The organism is Streptomyces sp. SID13031, from assembly GCF_010548305.1.
GTDB lineage: Bacteria > Actinomycetota > Actinomycetes > Propionibacteriales > Kribbellaceae > Kribbella.
Window position 1 is genome coordinate 364077 of sequence record NZ_JAAGLV010000003.1, and the last position, 23417, is coordinate 387493.

23 protein-coding genes are annotated in these 23417 nt (G+C 68.4%); 9 read left to right on the plus strand and 14 right to left on the minus strand.

Annotation, left to right across the window (positions count from 1 at the left end; translation table 11 throughout):
* The first annotated feature begins 167 nt into the window (after positions 1-167).
* Together G3I17_RS09080 and G3I17_RS09085 are read left to right on the plus strand one after the other, a co-directional pair.
* Positions 168-4136: a Pls/PosA family non-ribosomal peptide synthetase gene (locus tag G3I17_RS09080; protein ID WP_164595481.1), complete on the plus strand. Its 3969-nt coding sequence runs from the start codon at positions 168-170 to the stop codon at positions 4134-4136.
* Entirely contained in the window at positions 4136-5482 is a 1347-nt protein-coding gene (locus G3I17_RS09085) for a M1 family metallopeptidase (protein ID WP_164595482.1), read from the plus strand. The genes G3I17_RS09080 and G3I17_RS09085 overlap by 1 nt, the downstream gene beginning before the upstream one ends.
* A 16-nt stretch (positions 5483-5498) precedes the next feature.
* Here G3I17_RS09085 and G3I17_RS09090 read toward each other — a convergent pair whose 3' ends face one another.
* The 4 genes from G3I17_RS09090 to G3I17_RS09105 form a co-directional block, all read right to left on the minus strand.
* A complete protein-coding gene (locus G3I17_RS09090) occupies positions 5499-6371 on the minus strand; it encodes a LysR family transcriptional regulator (protein ID WP_164595483.1) in 873 nt (290 codons plus the stop codon).
* A 228-nt stretch (positions 6372-6599) separates the two neighbouring features.
* On the minus strand, positions 6600-7070 hold the full coding sequence (gene ispF / locus G3I17_RS09095; RefSeq protein WP_164595484.1) for a 2-C-methyl-D-erythritol 2,4-cyclodiphosphate synthase: 471 nt from the start codon (positions 7068-7070) through the stop codon (positions 6600-6602).
* Positions 7067-7762, minus strand: a complete 696-nt coding sequence (ispD, locus tag G3I17_RS09100) for a 2-C-methyl-D-erythritol 4-phosphate cytidylyltransferase (RefSeq protein WP_164595485.1) — start codon at positions 7760-7762, stop codon at positions 7067-7069. The genes ispF and ispD overlap by 4 nt, the downstream gene beginning before the upstream one ends.
* Positions 7763-7821: 59 nt before the next feature.
* Positions 7822-8307, minus strand: coding sequence for a CarD family transcriptional regulator (locus tag G3I17_RS09105; protein ID WP_164595486.1), 486 nt, complete (start codon positions 8305-8307; stop codon positions 7822-7824).
* Positions 8308-8562: 255 nt separating this feature from the next.
* Between G3I17_RS09105 and G3I17_RS09110 the strand changes: the two genes are divergently transcribed.
* Entirely contained in the window at positions 8563-9102 is a 540-nt protein-coding gene (locus tag G3I17_RS09110; protein WP_164595487.1) for a copper chaperone PCu(A)C, read from the plus strand.
* Positions 9103-9198: 96 nt separating this feature from the next.
* Here the strand turns inward: G3I17_RS09110 and G3I17_RS09115 are convergent, their stop codons facing one another.
* Positions 9199-10206, minus strand: a complete 1008-nt coding sequence (locus G3I17_RS09115; protein ID WP_164595488.1) for an iron-siderophore ABC transporter substrate-binding protein — start codon at positions 10204-10206, stop codon at positions 9199-9201.
* 120 nt (positions 10207-10326) lie between these two features.
* Between G3I17_RS09115 and G3I17_RS09120 the strand changes: the two genes are divergently transcribed.
* The 3 genes from G3I17_RS09120 (at position 10327) to G3I17_RS09130 (ending at position 11668) form a co-directional block, all read left to right on the plus strand.
* Positions 10327-10920, plus strand: coding sequence for a helix-turn-helix domain-containing protein (locus G3I17_RS09120; RefSeq protein WP_203589919.1), 594 nt, complete (start codon positions 10327-10329; stop codon positions 10918-10920).
* Between the two features lie 71 nt (positions 10921-10991).
* Positions 10992-11285 (plus strand): metalloregulator ArsR/SmtB family transcription factor, encoded by a 294-nt coding sequence (locus G3I17_RS09125; protein WP_164595489.1) that lies wholly within the window; start codon positions 10992-10994, stop codon positions 11283-11285.
* On the plus strand, positions 11282-11668 hold the full coding sequence (locus G3I17_RS09130) for a VOC family protein (protein WP_164595490.1): 387 nt from the start codon (positions 11282-11284) through the stop codon (positions 11666-11668). Before G3I17_RS09125 ends, G3I17_RS09130 begins: the two co-directional genes overlap by 4 nt.
* Positions 11669-11721: 53 nt before the next feature.
* Here the strand turns inward: G3I17_RS09130 and G3I17_RS09135 are convergent, their stop codons facing one another.
* Complete coding sequence (locus G3I17_RS09135; protein WP_132189066.1) at positions 11722-12399, minus strand: response regulator transcription factor; 678 nt, start codon at positions 12397-12399, stop codon at positions 11722-11724.
* The gene (locus tag G3I17_RS09140; protein ID WP_164595491.1) at positions 12396-13619 is read right to left on the minus strand and encodes an ATP-binding protein; all 1224 of its coding nucleotides are present in this window, start codon (positions 13617-13619) and stop codon (positions 12396-12398) included. The genes G3I17_RS09135 and G3I17_RS09140 overlap by 4 nt, the downstream gene beginning before the upstream one ends.
* Before the next feature lie 207 nt (positions 13620-13826).
* Between G3I17_RS09140 and phoU the strand changes: the two genes are divergently transcribed.
* Entirely contained in the window at positions 13827-14537 is a 711-nt protein-coding gene (phoU, locus tag G3I17_RS09145; RefSeq protein ID WP_164595492.1) for a phosphate signaling complex protein PhoU, read from the plus strand.
* A gap of 59 nt (positions 14538-14596) precedes the next feature.
* Here phoU and G3I17_RS09150 read toward each other — a convergent pair whose 3' ends face one another.
* Genes G3I17_RS09150 through G3I17_RS09170 form a run of 5 tightly spaced genes read right to left on the minus strand, consistent with a single transcriptional unit; the run spans position 14597 to position 20430 of the window.
* Positions 14597-16993 carry an XRE family transcriptional regulator gene (locus G3I17_RS09150; protein ID WP_164595493.1) on the minus strand — a complete coding sequence of 799 codons (2397 nt, stop codon included), beginning with the start codon at positions 16991-16993 and terminating at the stop codon, positions 14597-14599.
* Between the two features lie 5 nt (positions 16994-16998).
* Positions 16999-17745 carry a phosphoglyceromutase gene (locus tag G3I17_RS09155; protein ID WP_164595494.1) on the minus strand — a complete coding sequence of 249 codons (747 nt, stop codon included), beginning with the start codon at positions 17743-17745 and terminating at the stop codon, positions 16999-17001.
* 9 nt (positions 17746-17754) lie between these two features.
* Positions 17755-18243 (minus strand): YbjN domain-containing protein, encoded by a 489-nt coding sequence (locus G3I17_RS09160; RefSeq protein ID WP_164595495.1) that lies wholly within the window; start codon positions 18241-18243, stop codon positions 17755-17757.
* The gene (gene mshA / locus G3I17_RS09165; protein ID WP_203589968.1) at positions 18240-19490 is read right to left on the minus strand and encodes a D-inositol-3-phosphate glycosyltransferase; all 1251 of its coding nucleotides are present in this window, start codon (positions 19488-19490) and stop codon (positions 18240-18242) included. Before mshA ends, G3I17_RS09160 begins: the two co-directional genes overlap by 4 nt.
* 46 nt (positions 19491-19536) lie before the next feature.
* On the minus strand, positions 19537-20430 hold the full coding sequence (locus G3I17_RS09170; protein WP_164595497.1) for a helix-turn-helix transcriptional regulator: 894 nt from the start codon (positions 20428-20430) through the stop codon (positions 19537-19539).
* Positions 20431-20574: 144 nt separating this feature from the next.
* Between G3I17_RS09170 and G3I17_RS09175 the strand changes: the two genes are divergently transcribed.
* On the plus strand, positions 20575-21351 hold the full coding sequence (locus tag G3I17_RS09175; protein ID WP_164595498.1) for an SDR family oxidoreductase: 777 nt from the start codon (positions 20575-20577) through the stop codon (positions 21349-21351).
* 45 nt (positions 21352-21396) lie between these two features.
* A complete protein-coding gene (locus G3I17_RS09180; RefSeq protein ID WP_164595499.1) occupies positions 21397-22143 on the plus strand; it encodes an SDR family NAD(P)-dependent oxidoreductase in 747 nt (248 codons plus the stop codon).
* 6 nt (positions 22144-22149) lie between these two features.
* On the opposite strand, the gene G3I17_RS39745 is transcribed toward G3I17_RS09180, so the two are convergent.
* Together G3I17_RS39745 and G3I17_RS09190 are read right to left on the minus strand one after the other, a co-directional pair.
* The gene (locus G3I17_RS39745; RefSeq protein WP_343238244.1) at positions 22150-22494 is read right to left on the minus strand and encodes a hypothetical protein; all 345 of its coding nucleotides are present in this window, start codon (positions 22492-22494) and stop codon (positions 22150-22152) included.
* Positions 22495-22798: 304 nt separating this feature from the next.
* The gene (locus G3I17_RS09190) at positions 22799-23389 is read right to left on the minus strand and encodes a type IV toxin-antitoxin system AbiEi family antitoxin domain-containing protein (protein ID WP_164595500.1); all 591 of its coding nucleotides are present in this window, start codon (positions 23387-23389) and stop codon (positions 22799-22801) included.
* Positions 23390-23417 lie beyond the last annotated feature (28 nt).

Sequence of the window (23417 nt, forward strand, 5' to 3'; positions counted from 1 at the left end):
CACGAACCTGGCTTGCGCCCACGCTTCGCGAAGCGCGCGACGGAGGAGCTTTCACGCCGGGTGGGTGGGAGCGGTCGAACGAGCATGCGACGTAGGAGAGTGCGTGGGGGTTCGTCTGTTGGCGTGGAGTTGGGGTTCAGGTCGCTTGGGCGGCGTATCCTTCGGCCGTGACTTTGCGACGGGGGGACAGCGCTCCGCCCGAGCGGACTTTGGTCGATGTCTTGCAGGCGGCGGCTGTGAGTTTTCCGGATGAACCGGCTCTGGACGACGGCCATGTCAGTCTGAGTTATCACGAGCTGCTCGGCCAGGTGACCAAGTTCGCGCGGCGGTTGACCGACCTCGGCATCGGGCCCGGCGACCGCGTCGGCGTGCGGATCTCCTCAGGGCACAACGATCTGTACATCGCGATCCTCGGCAGCCTGCAGGCGGGCGCCGCCTACGTGCCCGTCGATGCCGACGACCCGGAGGAGCGCGCCGAGCTGGTGTTCGGTGAGGCGGCGGTCGCCGCGATCGTCACCGACGACCTCGAGATCGCCTCGACCCGGCCTGCCCCACTACCGGACGCCAACGACGCGGACGCCGCCGACGGCTACTACGACTTCCCGTACTCCGCCCTGATGGATTCCCCCGGTACTACGCCCGCCACGGCGGGGCCGGGCTCAGGGCCGAGGCCGGGCCCGGGCTCCCAAGGCGACGGCCCGTCCCCCGATGACGACGCGTGGATCATCTTCACGTCGGGCTCGACCGGCGTTCCCAAGGGTGTCGCCGTCACGCACCGGTCGGCGGCGGCGTTCGTCGACGCCGAGGCGCGGATGTTCTTGCAGCAGGAGCCGATCGGCCCCGAGGACCGGGTGCTGGCCGGCCTCTCCGTCGCGTTCGACGCGTCCTGCGAGGAGATGTGGCTCGCCTGGCGGTACGGCGCGTGCCTCGTCCCCGCGCCCCGTTCGCTGGTTCGCAGTGGCATGGACCTCGGGCCGTGGCTGGTCGCGCAGGGCATCACCATCGTGTCGACCGTGCCGACGCTCGCCGCGCTCTGGCCGTCCGATGCACTCGACAACGTGCGGCTGCTGATCTTCGGTGGCGAGGCCTGCCCGCCCGAGCTGGCCGAGCGGCTGGCTGTGGACGGCCGCGAGGTCTGGAACACGTACGGCCCGACCGAGGCGACCGTCGTCGCGTGTGGCGCGCAGCTGACCGGCGAAGGCCCGGTACGAATCGGCCTGCCGCTCGACGGCTGGGACCTCGCCGTCGTCGACTCCGAAGGAAACGAAGTACCGGAGGGCGGGACCGGTGAGCTGATCATCGGTGGCGTCGGGCTCGCCCGGTACCTCGATCCGGCGAAGGACGCGGAGAAGTTCGCGCCGATGCCGTCGCTCGGCTGGGACCGCGCCTACCGCAGCGGCGACCTGGTCCGAAACGAGGCCGAGGGCCTGGTGTTCATGGGCCGCGCCGACGAGCAGATCAAGCTCGGTGGCCGACGCATCGAGCTGGGCGAGGTCGACGCCGCACTGCAGGCTCTGCCCGGCGTCAGCGGCGCGGCAGCCGCAGTACGGGTCAGTGCGGCCGGCAATCAGCTACTCGTCGGGTACGTCGTACCGGACGACGCGGAAGCTTTCGACCAGAAAGCTGCAACCGAGCGGCTCAGGGAAGCGCTCCCGGCTGCACTGGTTCCTCTGCTGGCCGTCACGGACACACTGCCGACCAGGACCTCCGGCAAGGTCGACCGCAACGCCCTGCCTTGGCCACTGCCCGGTATGGACACGGACGGCCCTGCTGCAGCACTAGATGGCACGGCAGGCTGGCTGGCGGAGCGCTGGACGCAGGTACTGGGAGCGAAGGTCACCGACGCCGACAACGACTTCTTCATGCACGGCGGTGGCAGTCTCGCCGCAGCACAGCTGGTCTCGAAGCTAAGAGAGCGCTACACCGAGGTCACTGTCGGAGACATCTACGAGTACCCGCGACTAGGCGCTCTTGCCGACCGGCTCGACGACTTCAAGACCTCGACAATCCCGGTGGAGATCCGCGAGGTGCGGCTGACCCCGCCGGCTACGCAGCTTCTCCAGACCGCACTGACGCTACTGCTGCAGACAGTGGTCGGCGTGCGCTGGCTGGTCTGGCTCTTCACCCTCAACAACCTGCTGGCGCTGACCGACGGCCCGCACCCGTGGATGCGCACGGTGTCGTGGTGGTGGATCCTGGCCGGCTGGCTGATCCTGATCACGCCCGCTGGTCGAATGAGCATCGCTGTCGTCGGCGCTCGACTGCTACTCAGAGGACTCAAGCCCGGCGTCTACCCCCGCGGCGGCAACGTGCACGTCCGTCTGTGGGCAGCAGAGAACCTGGCAGACGCGGCAGGCGCCGCCAACCTCGCCGGAGCGCCCTGGATCGCCTACTACGCAAGGGCTCTCGGCGCAAAGATCGGCAAGGGTGTCGACCTCCACACGCTTCCGCCCGTCACCGGCATGTTCACGATGGGACGTGGCGCCTCCATCGAGCCAGAGGTCGACCTGTCCGGCTACTGGATCGACGGCGACCGGCTGCTCGTCGGCACTGTCACCGTCGGCGCCGAGGCGGTCGTCGGCTCCCGCAGTACTCTCCTGCCCGGCGCAGAGGTCGGCCGCAACGCGGAGATCGCCGCCGGCTCCGCTGTCTCCGGCAGGATCCCGCCCAGCGAGCGCTGGTCCGGCTCCCCGGCTGCACGGGTCGGCCGGGCCCGGCACCCCTGGCCAGAGGAGCGCCCAGCCCGCGCCCCCTGGTGGGTGCTCGCCTACGGCGCCGCCTCCGCGTTCATGTCTCTCCTGCCGCTGGGTGCGGCGATCACTGCGATCCTCGTACTGCGCCACGCCGTCGCCGGCACCACGTCGCTCGGAGACGCCGCACTTCACGCCTTGTACGCCATCCCACTGATGACCCTGGTCGGCTTCGTCACGCTCGCCTTGCTGACGCTGATCATCGTCAGGTTGCTCGGTATCGGCATCAAGGCCGGTCACTACCCCGTACGGAGCCGGATCGGCTGGCAGGTGTGGGCGACCGAGCGGCTGCTCGACTCGGCCCGCACGCTGCTCTTCCCGCTGTACGCGAGCCTGCTGACCCCGTGGTGGCTGCGGGCGCTCGGGGCGAAGATCGGCCGCGATGTAGAGGCCTCGACCGTACTGCTGCTGCCGAAGATGACCACTGTCGGTGAGGGCGCGTTCCTGGCCGACGACACCATGATCGCGTCGTACGAGCTCGGCGGCGGCTGGCTGCACGTGGCCGGCGCGAAGGTCGGCAAGCGCGCCTTCCTCGGCAACTCGGGGATGACCGCGCCCGGTCGCTCGGTACCGAAGAACGGCCTTGTCGCCGTGCTGTCGGCGGCGCCGAAGAAGTCCAAGGCCGGTACGTCGTGGCTCGGCAGCCCGCCGGTGAAGCTGCGCCGGCAGACCGTCGACGGCGACCAGAGCCGTACGTTCAACCCGCCGTTGCGGCTGAAGTTCGCCCGGGCCGCGGTCGAACTCTGCCGGTTCGTACCGATGATGTGCTCGGTCCTGATCGCGCTCGGTGTGCTCTTCGCTCTCCAGGGACTCGATCTGTGGCTCGGGCCGTGGCCGACGTTCCTGCTGTCCGGTGCGGTGATCCTGGTCGCGGGTGCGGTGGCCGGCACGATGGCCACCATCTCCAAGTGGGTCATCGTCGGCAGGACCCGCGCGGTCGAGTACCCGCTGTGGTCGAGTTTCGTCTGGCGGAACGAGGTCGTCGACACCTTCGTCGAGATGGTCGCCGCTCCCTGGTTCGCGAACGCGGCCGCCGGTACGCCGGTACTGGCGCTCTGGCTGCGTACCCTGGGCGCCAAGATCGGCAAGGGCGTCTGGTGCGAGACGTACTGGTTCCCCGAGGCCGATCTGATCACGCTCGGCGACGGTGTCTCGGTGAATCGCGGCTGCGTTCTTCAGACGCACCTGTTCCATGACAGGGTGATGTCCATGAGCACCGTCACCTTCGGGCCTGGATCGACCCTCGGGCCGCACGGCATCATCCTGCCGGCCGCCTCCCTCGGCGAAGGGGCCACAGTCGGCCCGGTGTCGCTGGTGATGCGTGGTGAGAGTGTTCCCGCCGGGTCCCGCTGGGCCGGCAACCCGATCGCGCCCTGGCAGGGTTGATGGTTGCCCGTGACAAGGGCCAGCCGGGTGAGGACAGCTCTGGTGACCCCTATGTACCGACGCACGGCAATGGCGGTTACAAGGTCGACTCGTACGAGCTGGACATCGACTACCGGGTCAGCAGCAACCGGCTGAGTGGCAAGGCCACCGTCACGGCGGTCGCGACCCAGGCACTGTCCCGGGTGAGCCTCGACCTGGTCGGCCTGCGCGTGGCCAAGGTACTCGTCAACGGCCGCCGGGCGGGCCGGTACGCGCATCGCAACGGCAAACTGCACGTCTGGCCGTCGCCGGCCATCGCCGACGGTGCCGAGTTCGTAGTGGACGTCCAGTACTCCGGCAACCCGGCTCCGATGGACAGCCCGTGGGGCGAGCTCGGCTGGGAGGAGCTGACCGAGGGCGTCATCGTCGCGAGCCAGCCGAGCGGCGCGGCCACCTGGTTCCCCTGCAACGACCACCCCAGCGACAAGGCGCACTACCGGATCACGATCACCACCGATTCGCCGTACCACGTGGTCGCCAACGGGCGACTCGTCTCGCGCCGGACGAAGGCCAGCCGCACCAGTTGGGTCTTCGACCAGGCCGCACCGATGGCGACGTACCTGGCGACCGTACAGATCGGCCGGTACGACGTACTGGAGCTGGCCACGTCGCCGGTGACCATGCGTGGCGTGCTGCCCGCTGCGCAGATGCGCGACTTCCGCTCCGATTTCGGGCGCCAGCAGGACATGATGCGGCTGTTCACCAAACTCTTCGGGCCGTACCCGTTCGGCAGCTACACCGTCGTCGTCACGGACGACCCCCTGGAGATCCCGCTGGAGGCCCAGGGCATCTCCGTCTTCGGCAGCAACCACGTCGACGGCCGCCGCGGCGCCGAGCGGCTGGTTGCCCACGAACTCGCCCACCAATGGTTCGGCAACAGCCTGACCCCCTCCCGCTGGCAAGACATCTGGCTGAACGAAGGCTTCGCCTGCTACGCCGAATGGCTCTGGTCAGAAGAATCCGGCGGCCTGACAGCCTCCCAACAGGTCTCCAAGGCCTACAGCCGCCTACGCGGCCTCGACCAAGACCTCCTGCTGTCCGACCCAGGCCCAGACCTGATGTTCGACGACCGCCTCTACAAACGCGGCGCAATCACCTTGCACGTCCTACGCCTACAACTAGGCGACGATGCATTCTTCGACCTACTACGCAGCTGGACCCGAACCCACCGCCACGGCTCAGTAACCACCGAAGACTTCACCACCCTGGCCGCCACCTTCGCACCAGACCCAAACGCAGTACAGGACCTATTCACAGCCTGGCTGGACACCCTAGAACTCCCCGCCCTCCCCCGCCGCCGCCGCTAACGCCAGGCCAAGTAGGTCAGGCTCGGTCGGCGACCTGGCTGGCGGCGGTGAGGAAGTGGGAGACAAGTGGCGAGGGGAACGCCGGATTCCAGGCCGCACCCGTCCACCAGGTCGCCGCTTCGCCCGGGAACGGGATGAAGCGCACGGCAGCCGAGGCGATCGACGCGCTAGTAGCCGGTACTACGGCCGGCCCGACGCCTGCGGCGACCAGTGCGAGCACGGTCTGTAGGTCGGCGGCTTCCTGGAGGATCAGCGGGCGGCAGCCGAGTTCGGCGTACAGAGCGGTGAGCTGGGCGGTCAGGCCCGGGCCACGCTCGGGCAGGAGGCGTACGAGCGGGCGACCATCGAGCCAGGCCGCTAGCCCGGCTGGAACGGCTTGACCGACCGGTACTGCGAGTGACAACCGGTCCTTCTGCAGCCGGAGGTGCTTGAGGCCGGGTGGGGCGGGGAGCCGGACCAGGCCGACCTGGAGACTGCCAGCCAGTAGGCGCTCGTACTGGACCGCGGACGACAGGTCGCCGAGCGTCACCTGGACCTGCGGGTAGCGGCTGCGGAACAACGCGACGGCCCGTGGCGCCAGCTCGATCCCGGACATGCCGAAGCCGACGGTCAGCGAGCCCTCGACGCCCAGGGCGATCTGCGCGGCCCGCCGCTCGAACCCTTCGACCCGGGCCAGCACGTCCAAGGCGTCAGGGAGGAGCAGCTCGCCGGCGGCTGTCAGGCGAGCGCCGTGGCGGCCGCGATCGAAGAGCGTCGACGCCAGCCTGCGTTCGAGCTGCTGGATCTGCTTGGTGAGGGCGGGCTGGCTGGTCGCCAGCTCGGCGGCCGCGGAACCGAAGCTCCCACAGCGTGCCAGCGTCACGAACGCTCGTAGCAGCCGGAGATCCATAACCTCAGGATATGGAATGCTCCCTAATGGCTAGTCGACGGCATGGAAAATCGAGCGCTTCGATGACACCTGGCAGGCCCGGGGGCGGCGTGCTGAGCTGCTGGGATAACGATTTGGTCGAGAATGTTCGTAACTACCGCATTGCTAAGAGCAACCGTCCGGCCGGCGCCGAGGCCGCAGTACTGGCCGAGCTGGATCTGATGCCCCAGGCAACGGGACCGCTCTTGGTCAGTAGACGAGTGCGGTGGCGATCGCGGCGATGCCTTCGCCTCGGCCGGTCAGGCCCAGGCCGTCGGTGGTTTTGGCCGCGACGGAGACCTCGGCGCCGCAGACGTCGCTCAGGACCTTCTCGGCCTCCAGGCGGCGGGCGGCGAAGCGGGGGCGGTTGCAGATCACCTGGACCGAGACGTTGCCGATCTCGAACCCCGCCGCGCGAACCCGGCGAGCGACCTCACCCAGCAGCGCGGCGCCGGACGCGCCGGCCCACTCCGGCTCCGACGTACCGAAGTTGGAGCCGAGGTCGCCGAGGCGGGCCGCCGCCAGCAACGCGTCGCAGACCGCGTGAGCGGCGACATCGCCGTCCGAATGCCCGGACGGTCCGGCTGGCTCGTCGGGCCAGTGCAATCCGGCCAGCCACATCGGCCGGCCTTCCTCGATCGGGTGCACGTCAACGCCGGTGCCCACGCGCGGCAACTTCACGAAGTACGCCTTTCGGTCAGGATCGATTCGGCCAGGACGAGGTCGCGCGGACGGGTCACCTTGAAGGCGTCCTGGGACCCCTCGACCGTCTGCACCGGTACGCCGAGGCGCTCGCAGAGCATCGCGTCGTCGGTCGCGCCGCTCGGGTCGCCACTATGGGCCCGACGCAACAAAGAAGGCTCGAACCCCTGCGGAGTCTGTACTGCGACGAGCGTCGACCGGTCGGGCGTGTCGACCACCAGACCATTGGCGTCGACGCGTTTGATCGTGTCTGTCACGGGCACCACCGGAATCACCGCAGGCGCGCCGGCGAGAACCGCGGCGACAACTCGCTCGATCACCTCGGCCGGGACGAAGGGCCGGGCAGCGTCATGGACGAGCACACAGTCGATGCCGTCCGCGGGGACCAGCTCCAGCGCCAGCCGGACCGAGTCGGCTCGCTCGGCGCCCCCGGCAACGATCAGGAGCGCCACCGGACCGGAGTACGGCTCGAGGAGTTTGCGGACGTCATCCTCGGTGCCGGGCGGTACGGCGACCACAAAGCAAGCGAGGTCGGCGGCGGTCGCTGCCCGCAGTCCACGAATGGCGTGGACCAGCAGCGATTCGCCACCGACCTCTCGCAATGCCTTTGGTGCCTCACCACCGAGCCTGAGCCCGAGACCGGCCGCCGGAATGATCGCCGCAGTACTCACGACCACATCATGCCGGACGGTTCAGTCGCGCGACCCCGACTCCACTGCTGACCAGTAGGTCAGGAGGCGAGGACCTCGTCGAGGATGGCTTCCGCCTTGTCCTCGTTGGTGTGTTCGGCCAGGGCCAGCTCGGAGACCAGAATCTGGCGAGCCTTCGCCAGCATCCGCTTCTCACCGGCGGAGAGACCGCGGTCACGCTCACGGCGCCACAGGTCGCGGACGACCTCTGCCACCTTCATCACGTCACCGGAGTGCAGCTTCTCCAGGTTCGCCTTGTAACGACGAGACCAGTTGGTCGGCTCCTCCGTGTGCGGCGCCCGCAGCACGTCGAAGACGCGCTCCAGACCGGCCTGATCCACGACGTCACGCACGCCGACAAGATCGAGGTTGCACGCGGGGACCCGGACGACCAGGTCGTTCTGAGCGACGATCCTCAAGACCAGATAGGTCTTGTCCTCACCTTTGATCTGACGGGTCTCGATGTCCTCGATAACGGCCGCACCGTGGTTGGGGTAAACAACCGTTTCGCCGACGTTGAAAGTCATATGTCACGTGCCCCTTTCCGACCTCTATCCTACCACGCAGTCGCTGGTCCGGTCCGGGCGTTTGCGCTGGTCAGAGGCCACTTCCCGCCTTGACAAACGCTGTCCGCCGTGCCTCGCACGCGGGTGAATGGTTGCCCGGGACACCACTCAAAGGGGTGGTCGCCGTCAGCTCCACCCACCATGCTCGCTACGCTGTGCTCCGCCGGAGGCTTCAGCCCGACGGCATCCACCCGGGTTGTAGGAGAGGGAATTCCAGTGGCCATCACGTTGTCCTCGCAGGCTGTTCGGCGCACCGCGCTGGCCGGAGCCACCGTCGCTCTGAGCATCACGGTCGCAGCCTGTGGCGCCAGCTTCAACGCCCAGACCTCCAAGCCGTACCAGCCTGCCGAGGGCACCAACGCGCAGTCCGGCGGGATCGCCGTCCGGAACCTGCTGGTGCTCGCCTCCGAGGACGGCAAGGGCGAGCTGCACGGCGTCATCGTGAACAGCGGCCAGTCCGACGACAAGCTGGTCAGCATCGCCTCGGCCCCCGCCGACGCCCAGGTCGCCAGCACCGAGCAGCCGGCCACGGTGACGATCGGTGGTCTCAAGGAGGCCGACCTCAAGGCCGGCGACGCGTTCACGATCCCGCCGAGCAGCAACCAGCCGGTCACCGTCACGGGCGGCAAGCCCGGCCAGATGATCAAGGTGACGATCACCTTCGGCAAGGCCGGCCCGATCACCACCTCGATCCCGGTGCTGACCACCGACCACTACTCCCCGTCGCCGCGGCCGGACGCCGAATCGCACAGCTGATCAGTCGGCGGCAGTCGGCGGGCGGTTACCCGCAGCACGTAGTACGGGCGGTGCCTTTCCTTTGTTCTGAAGGGAAGGCGCCGCCCGCAGTCGTTGTCAGGAAGCTGCTTGAGCGGCCTTGGCGAGGCCGGGGAGGATCTTGTCCAGCACCCAGGGCACGCTCAGCACGCTGACCGCGCTCATGCCCGAGATGACCTGCTGGTCGGTCATCAGGTACGTACTGCCCTTCTTGAACGACCCGAGCGACGCGTAGACCTTGTCGGCGGCGAACTTCTCCGGCGTCATCCCGTCGATGTAGCCGACCACGACATCCGCGTCCAGGTCGTTCAGCCGCTCCTTGCTGACGGTGAGCGCGAACTCCTTCTTGGCGTTCGTCTTCTCCAGCGCCTCGACGCCCGGGGAGTTGACGAAGCCCAGCTCGTTCATGATCTGCACCCGCGGATCACCCGGCGTGTAGACGTAGTTCTCCGCGCCGTACGACAGGATCGACAGCGTCTTGCCCTTGAACTCGGGGTGCTCCGCGGCCGCCTTGTCCGTCAGCTCCTTGATCCCGGCCACCAGCTTGTCCGCCTCGGCCGACTTGCCGAGTGCCTTGCCGATGATCGTCGTCTGGTCCTGCCAGGTGGTCTGCCAAGGAGCGCCCGGATAGGCGACGGTCGGCGCGATCTCCGAAAGCTTCGTGTACGTCGCCTTGTCGAACCCCTCGTACGGCGCCAGGATCACGTCCGGCCGCAACGCCGCCACCTTCTCGAACGGAACGCTGTCGGTGGTGTCCAGCAACGTCGTCTTACTCGCGTCGAACTTGTCCACATCCCAGGCAGTCGTCCCGGCCGGCGTCGGCCCGTACGTCACCTTCGGCATCCCGACAGGCGTCTCCCCCAACGCGTAGACGACGTCCTGCGCGTTCCACCCCAGCGTGACGATCCGCTCCGGCTTCTTCTGGATCGTCGTCTCCCCGAAGGTGTTCTTCAACGTCACCGGAAACCCAGCAGAAGCCGCCGGCGCAGCCGCCTGGCCTTCGTCGTCACCACTCCCACACGCAACCAACGCGCTGGAAGCAACAAGCGCAACAACCGCCAACCCAGCGGAACGGGACCAGGACATCAGCTTTTCTCCTTAGGCTAGAAACTTAGGGCAGCCTAAGCTAATCAGTACTCCGCCCACGCACTCGCCGCCGGATTGGCATTTTGCGAGGCCTGGAGAACTTGTTGAGCAGTGCGGGACATGCGACCATATTCGAACGTTGCGAAAGGGAGTTCGTTTCGTTCGATACTGGAGGATGTCATGGATACCGAGCTTCTCGAGTCGCAGACCTACCTACCCGAAGAGCAGGAGCAGTTGGCGACCGTCGCCAGCTTCCTTGACGCCCATCACAGCAAGACGGGTGAGCGACCTGAGCGGCGCTACTTCCTCGCTGGCGCCGAGGAGCATGATCAGATCGAGGTACCCGAGGCACTGCACCGGGTGCTGGTCCAGGCCGTAGCGGCATTGGCAGCAGGCAAGGCGATCACGATTTCGCCTGCCATGCCGAAACTGACGACCCAACAGGCAGCGGATCTCCTCGGCGTAAGTCGGCCAACGGTGGTCCGCTTGATCGAAGCCGGTGAACTCGCCGGCGAGCGGATAGGCACACGCCGGAAGGTATTGCTGAAGGACCTTTTGGACTACCGCGAGACTCGCCGCCAACGGCAGTACCAGGCGATCGCCGATACGGCGGTCGAGATGAGCGAGGACGAAGATCCCGCGGTTGTGAACGAGAGGCTCAAGCGGATCCGCAAGCAGCGAGCCGAGCAGAGGCGCCGAACCACCGATCACTGACAGTGGGCGCGAATCCAGTACGACTGCAGCAGGACTTGATAGGCAAGTGGCTACTTGCCTATTGTGGGGGTATGGCCGAGGATGTTTTCAAGGCGTTGGCTGATTCCACTCGGCGGCACATTCTCGATGAGTTGGTGGAGCGGGACGGGCAGACGCTGTTCGAGATCTGCGCGCGGCTGGTGACCAAGCACGGGGTGGGATTGACCCGGCAGGCGATCAGTCAGCATCTGGCTGTCCTGGAGGGCGCGGAGCTGATCCGCACGCGGCGCCAGGGGCGGTACAAGTTCCATCACCTGAACACCGAACCGCTGGAGCGCATCGCCACCCGATGGCTCAGGCGCGAGGCAACCGGAGGTACTCCATGAGGATCCATCTGACCAGCGTCTTCGTCGACGACCAGGACAAGGCGTTGCGCTTCTACACCGAGGTGCTCGGCTTCGTGAAGAAGAACGAGGTCCCACTGGGCCAGGACCGTTGGCTCACCGTGGTATCACCGGACGACCTCGACGGCACCGAGCTCCTGCTGGAGCCGGACAGCCACCCTGCCGTGAAGCCCTACCAGCAGGCCCTCGCCGAAGACGGCATCCCAGCCGCCTCATTCGCCGTCGACGACGTGGCCGCGGAGTTCAAGCGTCTCGGTGACCTGGGCGTCCAGTTCACCCAAGCCCCGTTGGCGATGGGCCCAGTCACCACAGCAGTCCTGGACGACACCTGCGGCAACCTGATCCAGATCGCACAACACAAGTAGGAGCGCCCGTACGCCGGAGGATGTAGCCCCCCACGCGCCGGGCGCGTGGGGGTTCAGGCCTCGAACTTGTAGCCCAGGCCTCGTACCGTTACCAGGTGGGACGGGTTGGATGGGTCCTTCTCCAGTTTGGAGCGCAGGCGCTTCACGTGGACGTCGAGCGTCTTGGTGTCGCCGACGTAGTCCGCGCCCCAGATGCGGTCTATCAGCTGGCCGCGGGTGAGGACGCGGCCGGTGTTCCGGAGCAGCATCTCGAGGAGTTCGAACTCCTTCAGTGGCAACCGGATCTCGGTTCCCGACACCGTGACGACGTGCCGCTCGACGTCCATCCGTACCGGTCCCGCCTCGAGCGTGTCCGGGAGGAGTTCGACGTCCTGGCCGCGGCGCAGGACGGCGCGGATGCGGGCGAGTAGCTCGCGGGGGCTGTAGGGCTTGGTGACGTAGTCGTCCGCGCCCAGTTCGAGGCCGACGACCTTGTCGACCTCGGTGTCCTTGGCCGACACGATGATCACCGGGACGTTGCCCCGGCTGCGCAGCGCGCGGCAGACCTCGGTACCGGACAGGCCGGGCAGCATCAGGTCCAGCAGGACGATGTCGGCGCCGGCCCGGTCGTACTCGTCCAGCGCGTCGGGCCCGGTCTCCGCAACGGCGACCTCGAACCCTTCCTTGCGCAGAACGTACGACAACGCGTCGCTGTAGCTCTCTTCATCTTCGACGACCAGCACTCGGGTCACGAAGCTGCCTCCTTGGTTTTCTGATCCTCCGACGGGGTCGGCGTCAGGGGTGTGTCGAACTCCTCCTGGATGGTGGAGTCCGTCGGTTGCCCGGTCGCGGGATCGAGCCGCAGCGGGAGTCGGACGGTGAAGGTGGAGCCCTGGCCCTCGACGCTCCAGACTCGCACGTCGCCACCGTGGATCGAGGCGATGTGCTTGACGATGGACAGGCCGAGTCCGGTACCACCGGTCTCGCGGCTGCGGGCCCGGTCGACCCGGTAGAACCGCTCGAAGATGCGTTCCAGGTCGCTGCTCGGGATCCCGACGCCCTGGTCGCTGACGGTGATCTCGACCAGGTCCCCGATCGGGTGGGCGGCGACCGCCACCCTGGTCCCGTCCGGGCTGTAGTTGACGGCGTTCTCGACCAGGTTTCCGATCGCGATCGCCAGCTGGTCCACGCTGCCCATCACCTCGAGCGCGGGGTCGGTCTTCACCACCAGGTTGATGTCGCGGTCCTCGGCGTCGACCCGGCAGCGGTCGACCGCGGCCTCGATCACGCCGTTGATGTCGACCGGGCCGGGATTCTCCAGCGGGTCGTCACCCTGCAGCCGGGACAGCTCGATGATCTCCTTGACCAGCCGGCTCAGCCGCGAGGCCTCGATCCGCATCCGGCCGGAGAACCTCTGCACGGCCTCGGGGTCGTCGGCGGCCTCGGCGACCGCATCGGCGAGCAGGATGATCGCGCCGATCGGGGTCTTCAGCTCGTGGCTGACGTTGACGGTGAAGTCGCGACGGATCGCGTCCAGCCGGCGTTCCCTGGTCCGGTCCTCGACCAGTACCAGCACCAGTTGACTGCCCAGCGGGGCGACCCGGGCGCTCACGTACTGCGTGGCGCCGAGCCGGCCGCGGACGATCTCCAGGTCCTGCTGGCGGATCTCGCCGTCGCGGCGGACCGCCCGGACCATGGTCAGCAGGTCGTCCACGACGAGCCGTTCGCCTCGTACGATGCCGAGAACGTGGGCCGGGGCGCTCGCCTGGAGCACCTGGTCCTCGGGGCCCATCACGACGGCGGAGGAGCGCAGTACGGACAGAACGGTGGCGACGCCGTTGGGCACGATCGGGTCCGGGGAGACCGGTACTTTGGTCTGGGATCGCTCGCTCAGCATCATCGCACCGAGTGAAAGCAGAGCCAGAGCCGCGCCGATGACGCCGCCCAGCACCGCAGCCAGCGTGGGGTCCACAGCACCGATGCTACGCGGGCAACCAGGAGGGAAAGACCGTATGAGCACCCGATGACCGGAACGCGTCTCAACTGTTCATCGGGCGTTCACCACTCGTCGCCGCCCGGCAACCTGGCTGGCATACCTTCCACGGTGGGCGGGTACTGAACCGTGCCCGCGGTAACCGCCCACCGCAGTACCGGACACCACAGATCGGAAGCAGACACGATGCGCGACACCTATCACGAGCAGCTCGACGACATCCTCGCCGAGCTCGAACGGATGACCCGGACGGTGTCGACCGCCGTACGCCGCTCCACCACGGCACTGCTGACCGCCGACATCCGGCAGGCCGAGGAAGTGATTGCCGCCGACATCCAGCTGGACGCGGCCGGCGAGGGCGTCGAGGAGAAGGTCTTCGAGCTGATGGCCCGCCAGTCCCCGGTCGCCAACGAGCTGCGGATGCTGGTCGCCGCGCTGCGGATGGTCGCCGACCTGGAGCGGATGGGCGACCTGGCCGCGCACGTGTCGAAGATCGCCCGGCTGCGCTACCCGGCGTCCGCGATCCCGGCCGAGCTGCACTCGGTGATCGAGGAGATGGGCGCCGTGGCCGGCCGGATGGTCGACGGCGCCGGTGACGTGATCAAGACCCGCGACGTCGAGGCGGCGGCCAAGCTGGAGTCGGTCGACGACGAGATGGACAAGCTGCGCACCAACCAGTTCCGGCTGATGATGGACGAGTCCTGGCCGCACGGCGTCGAGGTCGCGGTCGACATCGCGCTGCTCGGCCGGTACTACGAGCGGATCGCCGACCACGCGGTCTCGATGGCCCGCCGGGTCGTCTACCTGGTCACCGGCGAGCTCCCGGTCGCCATCGGCGGCACCGCCGCCGGCTCGGGCGCCGGCGCCTCCGCCCCGAGCCCCAACGGCAACGACTGATCCAGCACCAAAAGTAGCCCCCAGCAACCATCTGGTTGCCGGGGGCTACTTCTTTGTATTCACTTCGTCGCGGTCGCGCCGGTGAGTTCGGTCATTCGGTGGCGGAGGTCGACGGAGTCGGGCATGCCGAGGTCGTCGAAGAGGGTGGCGGCTGAGGTCAGGTGGTTGATGGCGGCGGCGGGATTGCCGCGGACTACCTGGAGTTCTGCCAGTTGGGCGAGGATTTTGGCCTGTTCCTTGAGGTCTGCGCTCTCGCGGGCCAGGTCGAGGCCGACGTCGAAGGCGCCGGCCGCTTCGTCGGTACTACCGCTGGCGAGCAGGCTCGTACCCAGCCGCCGGTGGACGAATGCGAGGCAGGCTGGTCCCGGTGCGGTCGCGTAGATCTCCAGGGCCGCCCTGAAATGGGGGATGGCACGGGAATGGGTACCGGCCGCCGCGTAGGCGTCACCGGCCACACCGTGGCGTCGAGCGGCCGCCTGAAGGTCGCCGGCCCCCCGGGCGAGCTCAACGGACGAGCTGAGGCACGACTCGGCTTCGTCCATCCGGCCGCAGCGCGCATAGAGCGCCCCCAAAGCCATCTGGCCGGCTCCCAGCGCATACAGGTAGTCGGACTCCTGGCTGGCGCTGATGGCGCGCTCGGCCGAGACGATCGCTTCCTCGAACCGGTCGAGCCCCTCGAGCGTGCGGGCCACCGCGAGCGCGCATCTGGCCACGGCTTTGAGGTCGCCGCTCTGTTCGGCCAGCGCCAGCCCCTCGGTGAAATGGTCCAGCGCCGTTTCGAAGTGTTCCTGTTCCCAGTCGGCGATCCCGGCCAGGTACATGAAGTAGGACTGGTCTGCCCGGGCGGGCGCGGCCCGCCGGCAGAGGAGGGCGACCTCGCGCAGCTCCGGCCAGCGAGCGCGGAACTCGAAGTACCCGAACATGGCCCAGCCGAGTTCGATCAGCGGCGCGGTGAAGTCGCCGGCCAGAACCGCGAGCTGATTGGCCAGGGCGATGACCGACGCACGCTCGAAGTCGAACCACTCCAGCCGGGCGGGCAGCAAGTCGTTGGAAATAGGCTCCATACCTGGCCGGGCCTTCTTGACCCGCTCACTCGACGGGTGGGTCCCCGACTGGCACTCCCAGGCGGCGGCGAGGTACAGGTCGATCACCCGCCAGAGGGCCGACTGCCGCTCCTCGGGGGCGAGATTTCGCAACGCTCGCTCGCCGGCGACCGAGCGGAGGAGATCGTGGAGCCGGTAGACCCCTGGCCGCGGCGATCCGACCAGATGGAGGTCGAGCAGCTGTGCCATCACGGCTTGCGTGGTCTCGGCCGGCAGATCGAGCAGAGCGCCGACAGCCGTCTGGGTGAGCTCAGCCGCGTCGATCAGGCCGAGGAAGTCGAAGGCCGACGCCGCCTGCGCCCCGGTACCGCCCGGAAGGTTCTCGAGATACTCCAGTGAGCTGGACACAGTGGCGTGTACCGCCGCGGTGACCCCGAGGTGGTCGATCCGCCGGTTCGAAGGCCTGGCCTGGTGCGCGACCTCCGCCAATGCCCAGTCCTGGCGACGGTCCAGCCGCGCTCCGACCAGCCGGACGATCAGCGGCAGCCCGTGGGAGGTTCTGATGATGGTCCGGGCCGCCTCGGTCTCGGCGCTCACCCGCTCCGAGCCGATGATCCTGCCCAGCATCGACAGCGCGTCGTCATCGTCGAGCGGCGCCACCTGGAGACTTGTGGATCCGGTCGACAGCGCGCGGCGGCCGGTCACGATCGCGGCACACCGCGGACCGTCCGGAAGAAGGCGTTTCAGTACTTCGCGATCAGACGCGTTGTCGAGGACCACGAGCGTCCTGGTCCCGGTCAGCAGTGATCGGTACAGCTGCGAGGCGGCATCGAGATCGACCGGAACGGCCTGCTCACGCAAGCCCAGACTCACCAGCAGAACCCGCAGCGCGGCCGACGCGGTCAATGCGCCGCCCGGCCCGTACCCCTGCAGGTCGATGTAGAGCTGGCCGTCCGGAAAGCTCTCCGCGGCCAGGTGGGCCGCATGGGTCGCCAGCGTGGTCTTCCCGACCCCCGCCAGGCCATGGAGGGCCAGGACGGTCGTACCGGGCTGATCCCCACCCGCCCTCAGAGCGTCGGCGATCCAGCGCAGTTCGGTGGATCGGCCTGCGAAGTCGGCTACGTCGGGAGGCAGCTGCCGCGGAGCCCGGTCCGGGGCAGCTACCGATGGGGATACGCCAGCCTCTTGCCCACCAGCAGCGGACAAGAGGGCGGCGGTCGTTTCGGGGCCGAGGTCCATCGCGGCCGCCAGCGCCAGAACGGTTCCCCGGTAGGGCCGTTTCCGGACGCCGCGCTCGAGCAGGCCGATCGCCTGCTCGCTCAGCCCGGCCGCCTCGGCCAGTGCTGCCTGCGTCAGCTTCGCGGCCAGGCGGCACCGGCGCAGCAGCTCACCGAACTCCCCGCGGTCACTCACATCGGTCAGCGACCTTGGTTCTTGACCGCTTCGATCGCGGCTGCGGCGGCGGCCGGGTCGAGATACTCACCGCCGGGCTTCAGCGGGTTGAAGTCCTCGTCGAGCTCGTAGTACAGCGGGACGCCGGTCGGGATGTTCAGGCCGACGACGGTCTGCTCGTCCAGGTTGTCGAGGTGCTTGACCAGGGCGCGCAGCGAGTTACCGTGCGCGGTGACCAGGACGGTCTTGCCGGCCCGCAGGTCGGGCACGATCGCGTCGTACCAGTACGGCAGCATCCGCTCGACGACGTCCTTGAGGCATTCGGTTGCCGGCAGCAACTCAGAGGGCAGCCCGGCGTACCGCGGGTCGCCGGCCTGGTCGAACTCCGAGCCGCGCTCGATCGCCGGCGGCGGGGTGTCGTAGGAGCGGCGGAACAGCATGAACTGCTCCTCGCCGAGCTCCTCCAGGGTCTGCTTCTTGTCCTTGCCCTGCAGACCCCCGTAGTGGCGCTCGTTCAGCCGCCAGGACCGGCGGACGTCGATCCACTGCCGGCCGGCCTCCTCGAGGGCGATGTTCGCGGTCCGGATGGCGCGGCGCAGGACCGAGGTGTGCAGGACGTCGGGCAGCAGCCCGCGCTCCAGCAGCAGTTGGCCGCCGCGGTGCGCCTCCTCCACGCCCTGGGCGTTCAGGTCGACGTCGACCCAGCCGGTGAACAGGTTCTTCGCGTTCCAGTCGCTGTGGCCGTGGCGCAGCAGGATCAGGCGGTAAGTCATGCCCACAGACTAGCGAGGCTCCAGCCAGCCCATGAAAGCGTCCAGATTCCGGGTGGATTCGCCGCGCTTCAGGCGCCACTCGTACTCCTTGCGGATCGACGACCCGAAGCCGAGCTCGAGGATGGTGTTGAACGACGTATCGGAGTACTCCAGGACCGCGCCGAGCAGCCGGTCCACCTCGACCGGGGTGATCGCGTGCAGCGGGACCCGGCCGTCCAGGTGGATGTCGCCCAGGTGGTCGACGGCGAAGGCGACGCCGTACATCTTCAGGTTCCGCTCGAGCAGCCAGCGGTAGACGGCTTCGTGGTTCTCGTCCGGCCGGCGCGCCACGAACGCGTGCACCTGGACCGCCTGGCTGCCGACCGTCAGCGACACCGTCGTCTTCAGCTTGCGCTCACCGGGCAGGTCCGCGCTGAACGCGCCCGGCTCGGCCTCGGTGAAGTCGAGCTCGTTCTCGGTCAGCACCTGCCGGATCACGTCCGCCGCGGACACCCTCATCGATCGACCTCCTGGGCCAGCTCGGCCACCATCGTCTGCTGCGCGGTCCGGTACGCCGCGAGCGTCTTCTCCGCGGTCAGTTCCCAGCCGAAACCACCGGCATGCTTGACCGCCGCGCGGCTCATCGTCTCGCGCAGCAGCGGATCCGTCGCGATCCGGCTCAGCGCGTCGGCGAAGTCGCCGATGTCGTGCCCGGGCACGAGCAGCCCGGTCTCACCGTCCGCGACCGCCGTCGTCAGCCCACCGACGGCCGCCGCGACCACCGGCGTACCGCAGGCCTGTGCTTCCAGCGCGACGAGTCCGAAGGATTCCGAGTACGACGGTACGCAGACCACCGAGGCAGCCCGATACCAGTCGGCCAGCGCCGCCCGGGCCATCGGCTTCACGAACCAGGTCGCCTCGTAGACGCCGAGCTCACGCGCGAGCTGGGCGTGCGATTCGGGGTGTTCCATCCCGTTGCCGGACGGCCCGCCGATGATCGCGACCACCAGCCGCCCCCGCAGGGACGGATCAGCGGCGAGCATCCTGGCCGCCGCCCGGATCAGGATGTCCGGCGCCTTCAACGGCTGGATCCGGCCGACGAAGGCCAGCACGATCGCGTCCGGCCGCAACCCGAGCGCCTTGCGCGCCACGAGCTGGTCCCCCGGGCTGAAGACCTCCAGGTCGACGCCCGGATTGACCACCCCGACCTTCGCCGGCTGGGCGCCGTACAGGTTGATCAGCTCGTTCGCCTCGTCGCCGGTGTTGGCGAGCAGCCGGTCCGCGGCCTCGACGACCTGCTCCTCACCGAGCAGACGGGCCGGCGGCTCCGGTACGTCGTCCTCGGCCAGGCTGGCGTTCTTGACCTTCGCCATCGTGTGCATGGTGTGTACCAGCGGCACGGCCCAACGGTCGCGGGCGAGCAGGCCGACCTGGCCGGACAACCAGTAGTGCGAGTGGATCACGTCGTAGTACCCGGGTTCGCGGATCGCCTCGGCCCGCAGTACGGCGCGGGCGAACGTGCACAGCTGCGCGGGCAGCTCGTGCTTCGACAGGCCCTCGTACGGGCCGGCCGCGACGTTCCGCACGGTCACGCCGGGGAGCAGCTCGACCTTCGCGGGCATCGCGGACGTGGTCGCGCGGGTGAAGACGTCCACCTCGATACCGAGGGTGGCCAGCCGCTTGGACAGCTCGACCACGTAGACGTTCATCCCGCCCGCGTCCCCGGTCCCTGGCTGGTCCAGTGGCGAGGTGTGCAGGCTGATCATCGCGACCCGCCGGAGAGGACGGTCTGCCGAGGGTTGGGTCACCCGGTCAGGGTAACTCCGGGGCCGGCTGGGGAAATCGGGACTTCTCCCTATCGGCGGGCTCCGGTGCTGGTGAGGTCCAGCTGGCCAGCAGCCGCAGCGCCGCCTCGGACTCGGAACCGGGCACTGCGGAGAAGGTGAGGATCGTCTGGTCCGGGTCACCGGGCAGCAGGAGCGTCTCGTACTGCAGGCTGAGTGGGCCGACCAAGGGGTGCTGCAGCTCCTTCACCCCGAAGGACTTGTCCCTGACGTCGTGCCGCGCCCATTGCTTGCGGAACTCGGCGCTGTGGATCGACAGCTCACCCACGAGCTCGGCCAGCTCGGGATCATCCGGGTAGCGGCCGGCGTACAAGCGCAGGTAGCCGACACTCTCCACCGCCATCGCCTCCCACTGCGGGTACAGGTCGCGCGCCGACTCGTCCAGGAACACCCGCCTCGGCAGGTTCCGCTCTCTGGGCGGAAGCTGGGCGAAGTCGCCGACCACGGCGGCGGCCAACCGGTTCCAGGCCAGTACGTCCATCCGGTGACCGAGGAGGAAGGCCGGCACCGTTTCGAGCGAGTTGAGCAGCTGGCGGACGCCGGGCCGCACGCGTTGCGTAGTACGGCGTGCCTTCGGGCGGCGGGCAGGTCGCGCCAGCCGGGTCAGGTGTTCCCGCTCGGCTTCGTCCAGGCCGAGTACTTCCGCTACGGCGTCGAGGATCTCCTGCGAGACGTTCTCGGTACGGCCCTGTTCGAGCCGGACGTAGTAGTCCGCGCTCACCCCGGCGACCTGGGCGAGCTCCTCCCGGCGCAGCCCGGGCACCCGCCGGCGTCCCGGGAACACCTTGAGCCCGAGGTCCTCGGGACGGACCCGCGCCCTTCTGGACTTCAGGAATTCCGTCAGCTCGTCACGGCGATCCATACCGCCAGTATCCGCGCAGTCCGAAAATCCAGCGTGGTTCTGTCAGACCCAGGATCCGTGGACCCCAGGCACGAGGGACGACTGGGTAGGCCGTCGCAGCCGCAGGAGGCTGGATTCATCAACCTTTTCGGCTAGGAGATTCCGATGACCAGCACCACCCAGCAGCACCCACTCCCGCTCACCGGCCGGATCGCGGTCGTCACCGGCGCCGCCAGCGGGATGGGGGCGGCCATCGCCGAGCGGCTGGCGGCCGACGGCGCCTCCGTCGCGCTGCTCGCCCGCCGGACCGAGCGGCTCGACGACCTCGCCCTCAAGATCAAGGCCGCGGGCGGCGAAGCCTTCGGCGTCAGCGTGGACGTGACCGACCAGTCCTCGGTCGATCGTGGCGCCGAGGAGGTCCGGCAGCGCCTCGGCCGGGTGGATCTGGTGGTGAACGCGGCGGGCGTGATGCTCGGGGCACCGGTCCAGGAAGCCCGGATCGATGACTGGACCAAGATGATCGACACCAACCTGACCGGCGCGCTCCGGCTGGCCCACGCGTTCGTCGGCGACCTGGTCAAGGCCGCCGCGGAAGGTCGTACAGCTGATCTGGTGAACATCTCCTCGGTCGGCTCACGCGGCGCCTTCCCGACCCATGGCGTCTACAGCGCGACCAAAGCGGCACTCACCCAGTTCTCCGAGGCGATCCGGGCGGACCTGTCACCGGCGGACGTCCGGGTCAGCAGCGTGGAGCCCGGTATGACCGCGACCGAGCTGGGCGCGAACCTGTCCGACGAGCAGCTCGAGCTGCTGGGCAGTACCTTCGCGGGGATCCCTCCGCTCGCTCCGGCCGATATCGCCGACGTGGTCGCCTTCGTCGTCTCCCGGCGCCGCGAGCTCAATCTCAGCTATCTCGTCGCGGTCCCCACGCGCCAAGTCTGAGACGCCGTTCCGGGCCCGGATCCCGCTGGTGAAACACTTGGCGACATGACTTCCAGCCGTCCTGTCGCCGTCGTCACCGGAGCCAGCAGCGGGATCGGGGCCGCCTCGGCCCGGTATCTCGCCCGGGAAGGGTTCGAGGTGGTCTGTGCCGCCCGCCGGCTGGACCGGATCGAAGCCCTGGCCAAGGAGATCGACGGCCGCGCCGTGCAGTGCGACGTCACCTCCGCCGAGGATGTCGCCGCGCTCGCCGCCGCCGTCGGTGACCGGGTCGACCTGCTGCTGAACAACGCCGGTGGCGCGTTCGGGCTCGAGCCCGTCGCCGAGGCCGATCTGGAGGCCTGGCGGCAGATGTTCGAGGTGAACGTGATCGGCGTCGCCGCCGTCACCAAGTCGTTGCTCCCGGCATTGATCGCCAGCGAAGGCCAGATCATTGTGATGGGCTCGACGGCCGGCCAGGTCGCCTACGAGGGCGGCGGCGGCTACGCGGCCGCCAAGCACGCGGCCAAGGCAGTCGTCGACACCCTCCGCCTGGAACTGTTCGACCAGCCGGTCCGCGTCTGCGAGATCGCCCCCGGCATGGTCAAGAGCGAAGGCTTCGCCCTAACCCGCTTCGAAGGCGACCAGGCCAAAGCCGACGCGGTGTACGCCGGAGTCGCCGAACCCCTCCTGGCCGAAGACATCGCCGACATCGTCACCTGGATAGCCACCCGCCCCAAACACGTCAACATCGACCGCCTGACCGTCCGCCCCCGCGCCCAAGCCGCCCAGCACAAGGTCCACCGGGTGCTCTGAATCGGATCAGTTCCGAAGGTGTGCTTGCCTGACGGGACTCGTCCAGCTCCGCAGGTCCGGATCCCAGTCGCCTGCCGCAGGGTCATCGATCACCAGTGGGTCGGCGAACGCAATGACTGCGGCGAGCACCTCATCCAGTTTCGGCGGCAGACGCTCACCATCTCGTCCAAGACTGCGGCGATACGCCCGGTAAGTGCCGGCTCGGAGCTCGACCAGGTCCCCCACTGCCTCGGACAACGGCCGCAAGGCGGTGCCACGGAATCGCGCGGTGGCCAGCAATGCGGCCCGGACCGAGCCATGGTTCAGTTTCTGCGTCGACGCCAAGGTGTAGATATCGGTGTAGTCCCGCACCCTCGTACTGGCCGCGCCAAGCGTGACGGCTGTGGTGAGCTTCTCTGCACAGCTGTACCGTCACGCGCCAGGTTGCGCGCCAGCGCGTCCGCGTCAGCTGTCGGCCGCCGCTGACCGAACGCTGCCAGCAACATCCCGCCCTTCAGGACGAAGTCTTCGACGTACTCCGACCTGGCGAGCCGGGCAAGCCAGCGTTCGACCACGTACAAGGTGAGGAGTTCCTGGGTCCCCCGCTTCTCGCGGCGCGCCCGGTTCTGCAGATCGAGGTAGACGCGACCACCTTGGCTCTGCCTCGTCGGGCGGCTCACTCGGCGCTCGCGACGTCGAGAGCCCGCCGGACCGGACCGTAGACATCCAGCTTTCCCGCGAAGTCCAGGAGCAGCCCGGGCTTGGCCGCCCGTGAACGCAGGTACCGCTGGAGGACCGAGTATGCCAACGGCTCACCCAACCGGCCCCGAAGGCGCATCAGATCGACCACGGTGCGGGTCGGGCTGTAGACACGCACCGATTCACCGGGTGCTGCCTCGATCTGGGACAGCCCGAGTTTGAAGGTGTCCTCGTCGAAGCGGAAAGCCGTCGTGGGCGGATACTCGATCCGCGGTGTCCTGGACCGCCTGGGCACAGCGATCTGGACCGCCACAGGCAGTTCGTCGGTCAGGTCATGGACTGCCGCGGCCGAGATACAGCAGGTGACGGCGCCAGGCGAGCGGTGGGCGACCGCCAGCAGGTCGGGATAGGTGGCCGCCGGCGCGTCCGCGCGACGGAAAACACCTCTGGAAAGCTCCACGATCCGGCCGTCGTCCCGCCAGGCGTAAAGGTCGCGCGAATGCACGCCGAGGCCCGCGGCCGTCCGCGTGGTGAACGTGTTCGGCAACGCCTTCTCGACCTCCTTCATGGATGAAAGTGTTACACGATCTATCTAA

Bases quoted from the DNA above. Each gene is read 5' to 3' on its own strand.
- G3I17_RS09085 (WP_164595482.1), top strand. From the start codon at position 4,136: ATGGTTGCCCGTGACAAGGGCCAGCCGGGTGAGGACAGCTCTGGTGAC.
- G3I17_RS09090 (WP_164595483.1), bottom strand. From the start codon at position 6,371: ATGGATCTCCGGCTGCTACGAGCGTTCGTGACGCTGGCACGCTGTGGG.
- G3I17_RS09105 (WP_164595486.1), bottom strand. From the start codon at position 8,307: ATGACTTTCAACGTCGGCGAAACGGTTGTTTACCCCAACCACGGTGCG.
- G3I17_RS09115 (WP_164595488.1), bottom strand. From the start codon at position 10,206: ATGTCCTGGTCCCGTTCCGCTGGGTTGGCGGTTGTTGCGCTTGTTGCT.
- G3I17_RS09120 (WP_203589919.1), top strand. From the start codon at position 10,327: ATGCGACCATATTCGAACGTTGCGAAAGGGAGTTCGTTTCGTTCGATA.
- G3I17_RS09125 (WP_164595489.1), top strand. From the start codon at position 10,992: ATGGCCGAGGATGTTTTCAAGGCGTTGGCTGATTCCACTCGGCGGCAC.
- G3I17_RS09130 (WP_164595490.1), top strand. From the start codon at position 11,282: ATGAGGATCCATCTGACCAGCGTCTTCGTCGACGACCAGGACAAGGCG.
- phoU (WP_164595492.1), top strand. From the start codon at position 13,827: ATGCGCGACACCTATCACGAGCAGCTCGACGACATCCTCGCCGAGCTC.
- G3I17_RS09155 (WP_164595494.1), bottom strand. From the start codon at position 17,745: ATGACTTACCGCCTGATCCTGCTGCGCCACGGCCACAGCGACTGGAAC.
- G3I17_RS09160 (WP_164595495.1), bottom strand. From the start codon at position 18,243: ATGAGGGTGTCCGCGGCGGACGTGATCCGGCAGGTGCTGACCGAGAAC.
- mshA (WP_203589968.1), bottom strand. From the start codon at position 19,490: ATGATCAGCCTGCACACCTCGCCACTGGACCAGCCAGGGACCGGGGAC.
- G3I17_RS09170 (WP_164595497.1), bottom strand. From the start codon at position 20,430: ATGGATCGCCGTGACGAGCTGACGGAATTCCTGAAGTCCAGAAGGGCG.
- G3I17_RS09175 (WP_164595498.1), top strand. From the start codon at position 20,575: ATGACCAGCACCACCCAGCAGCACCCACTCCCGCTCACCGGCCGGATC.
- G3I17_RS09180 (WP_164595499.1), top strand. From the start codon at position 21,397: ATGACTTCCAGCCGTCCTGTCGCCGTCGTCACCGGAGCCAGCAGCGGG.
- G3I17_RS09190 (WP_164595500.1), bottom strand. From the start codon at position 23,389: ATGAAGGAGGTCGAGAAGGCGTTGCCGAACACGTTCACCACGCGGACG.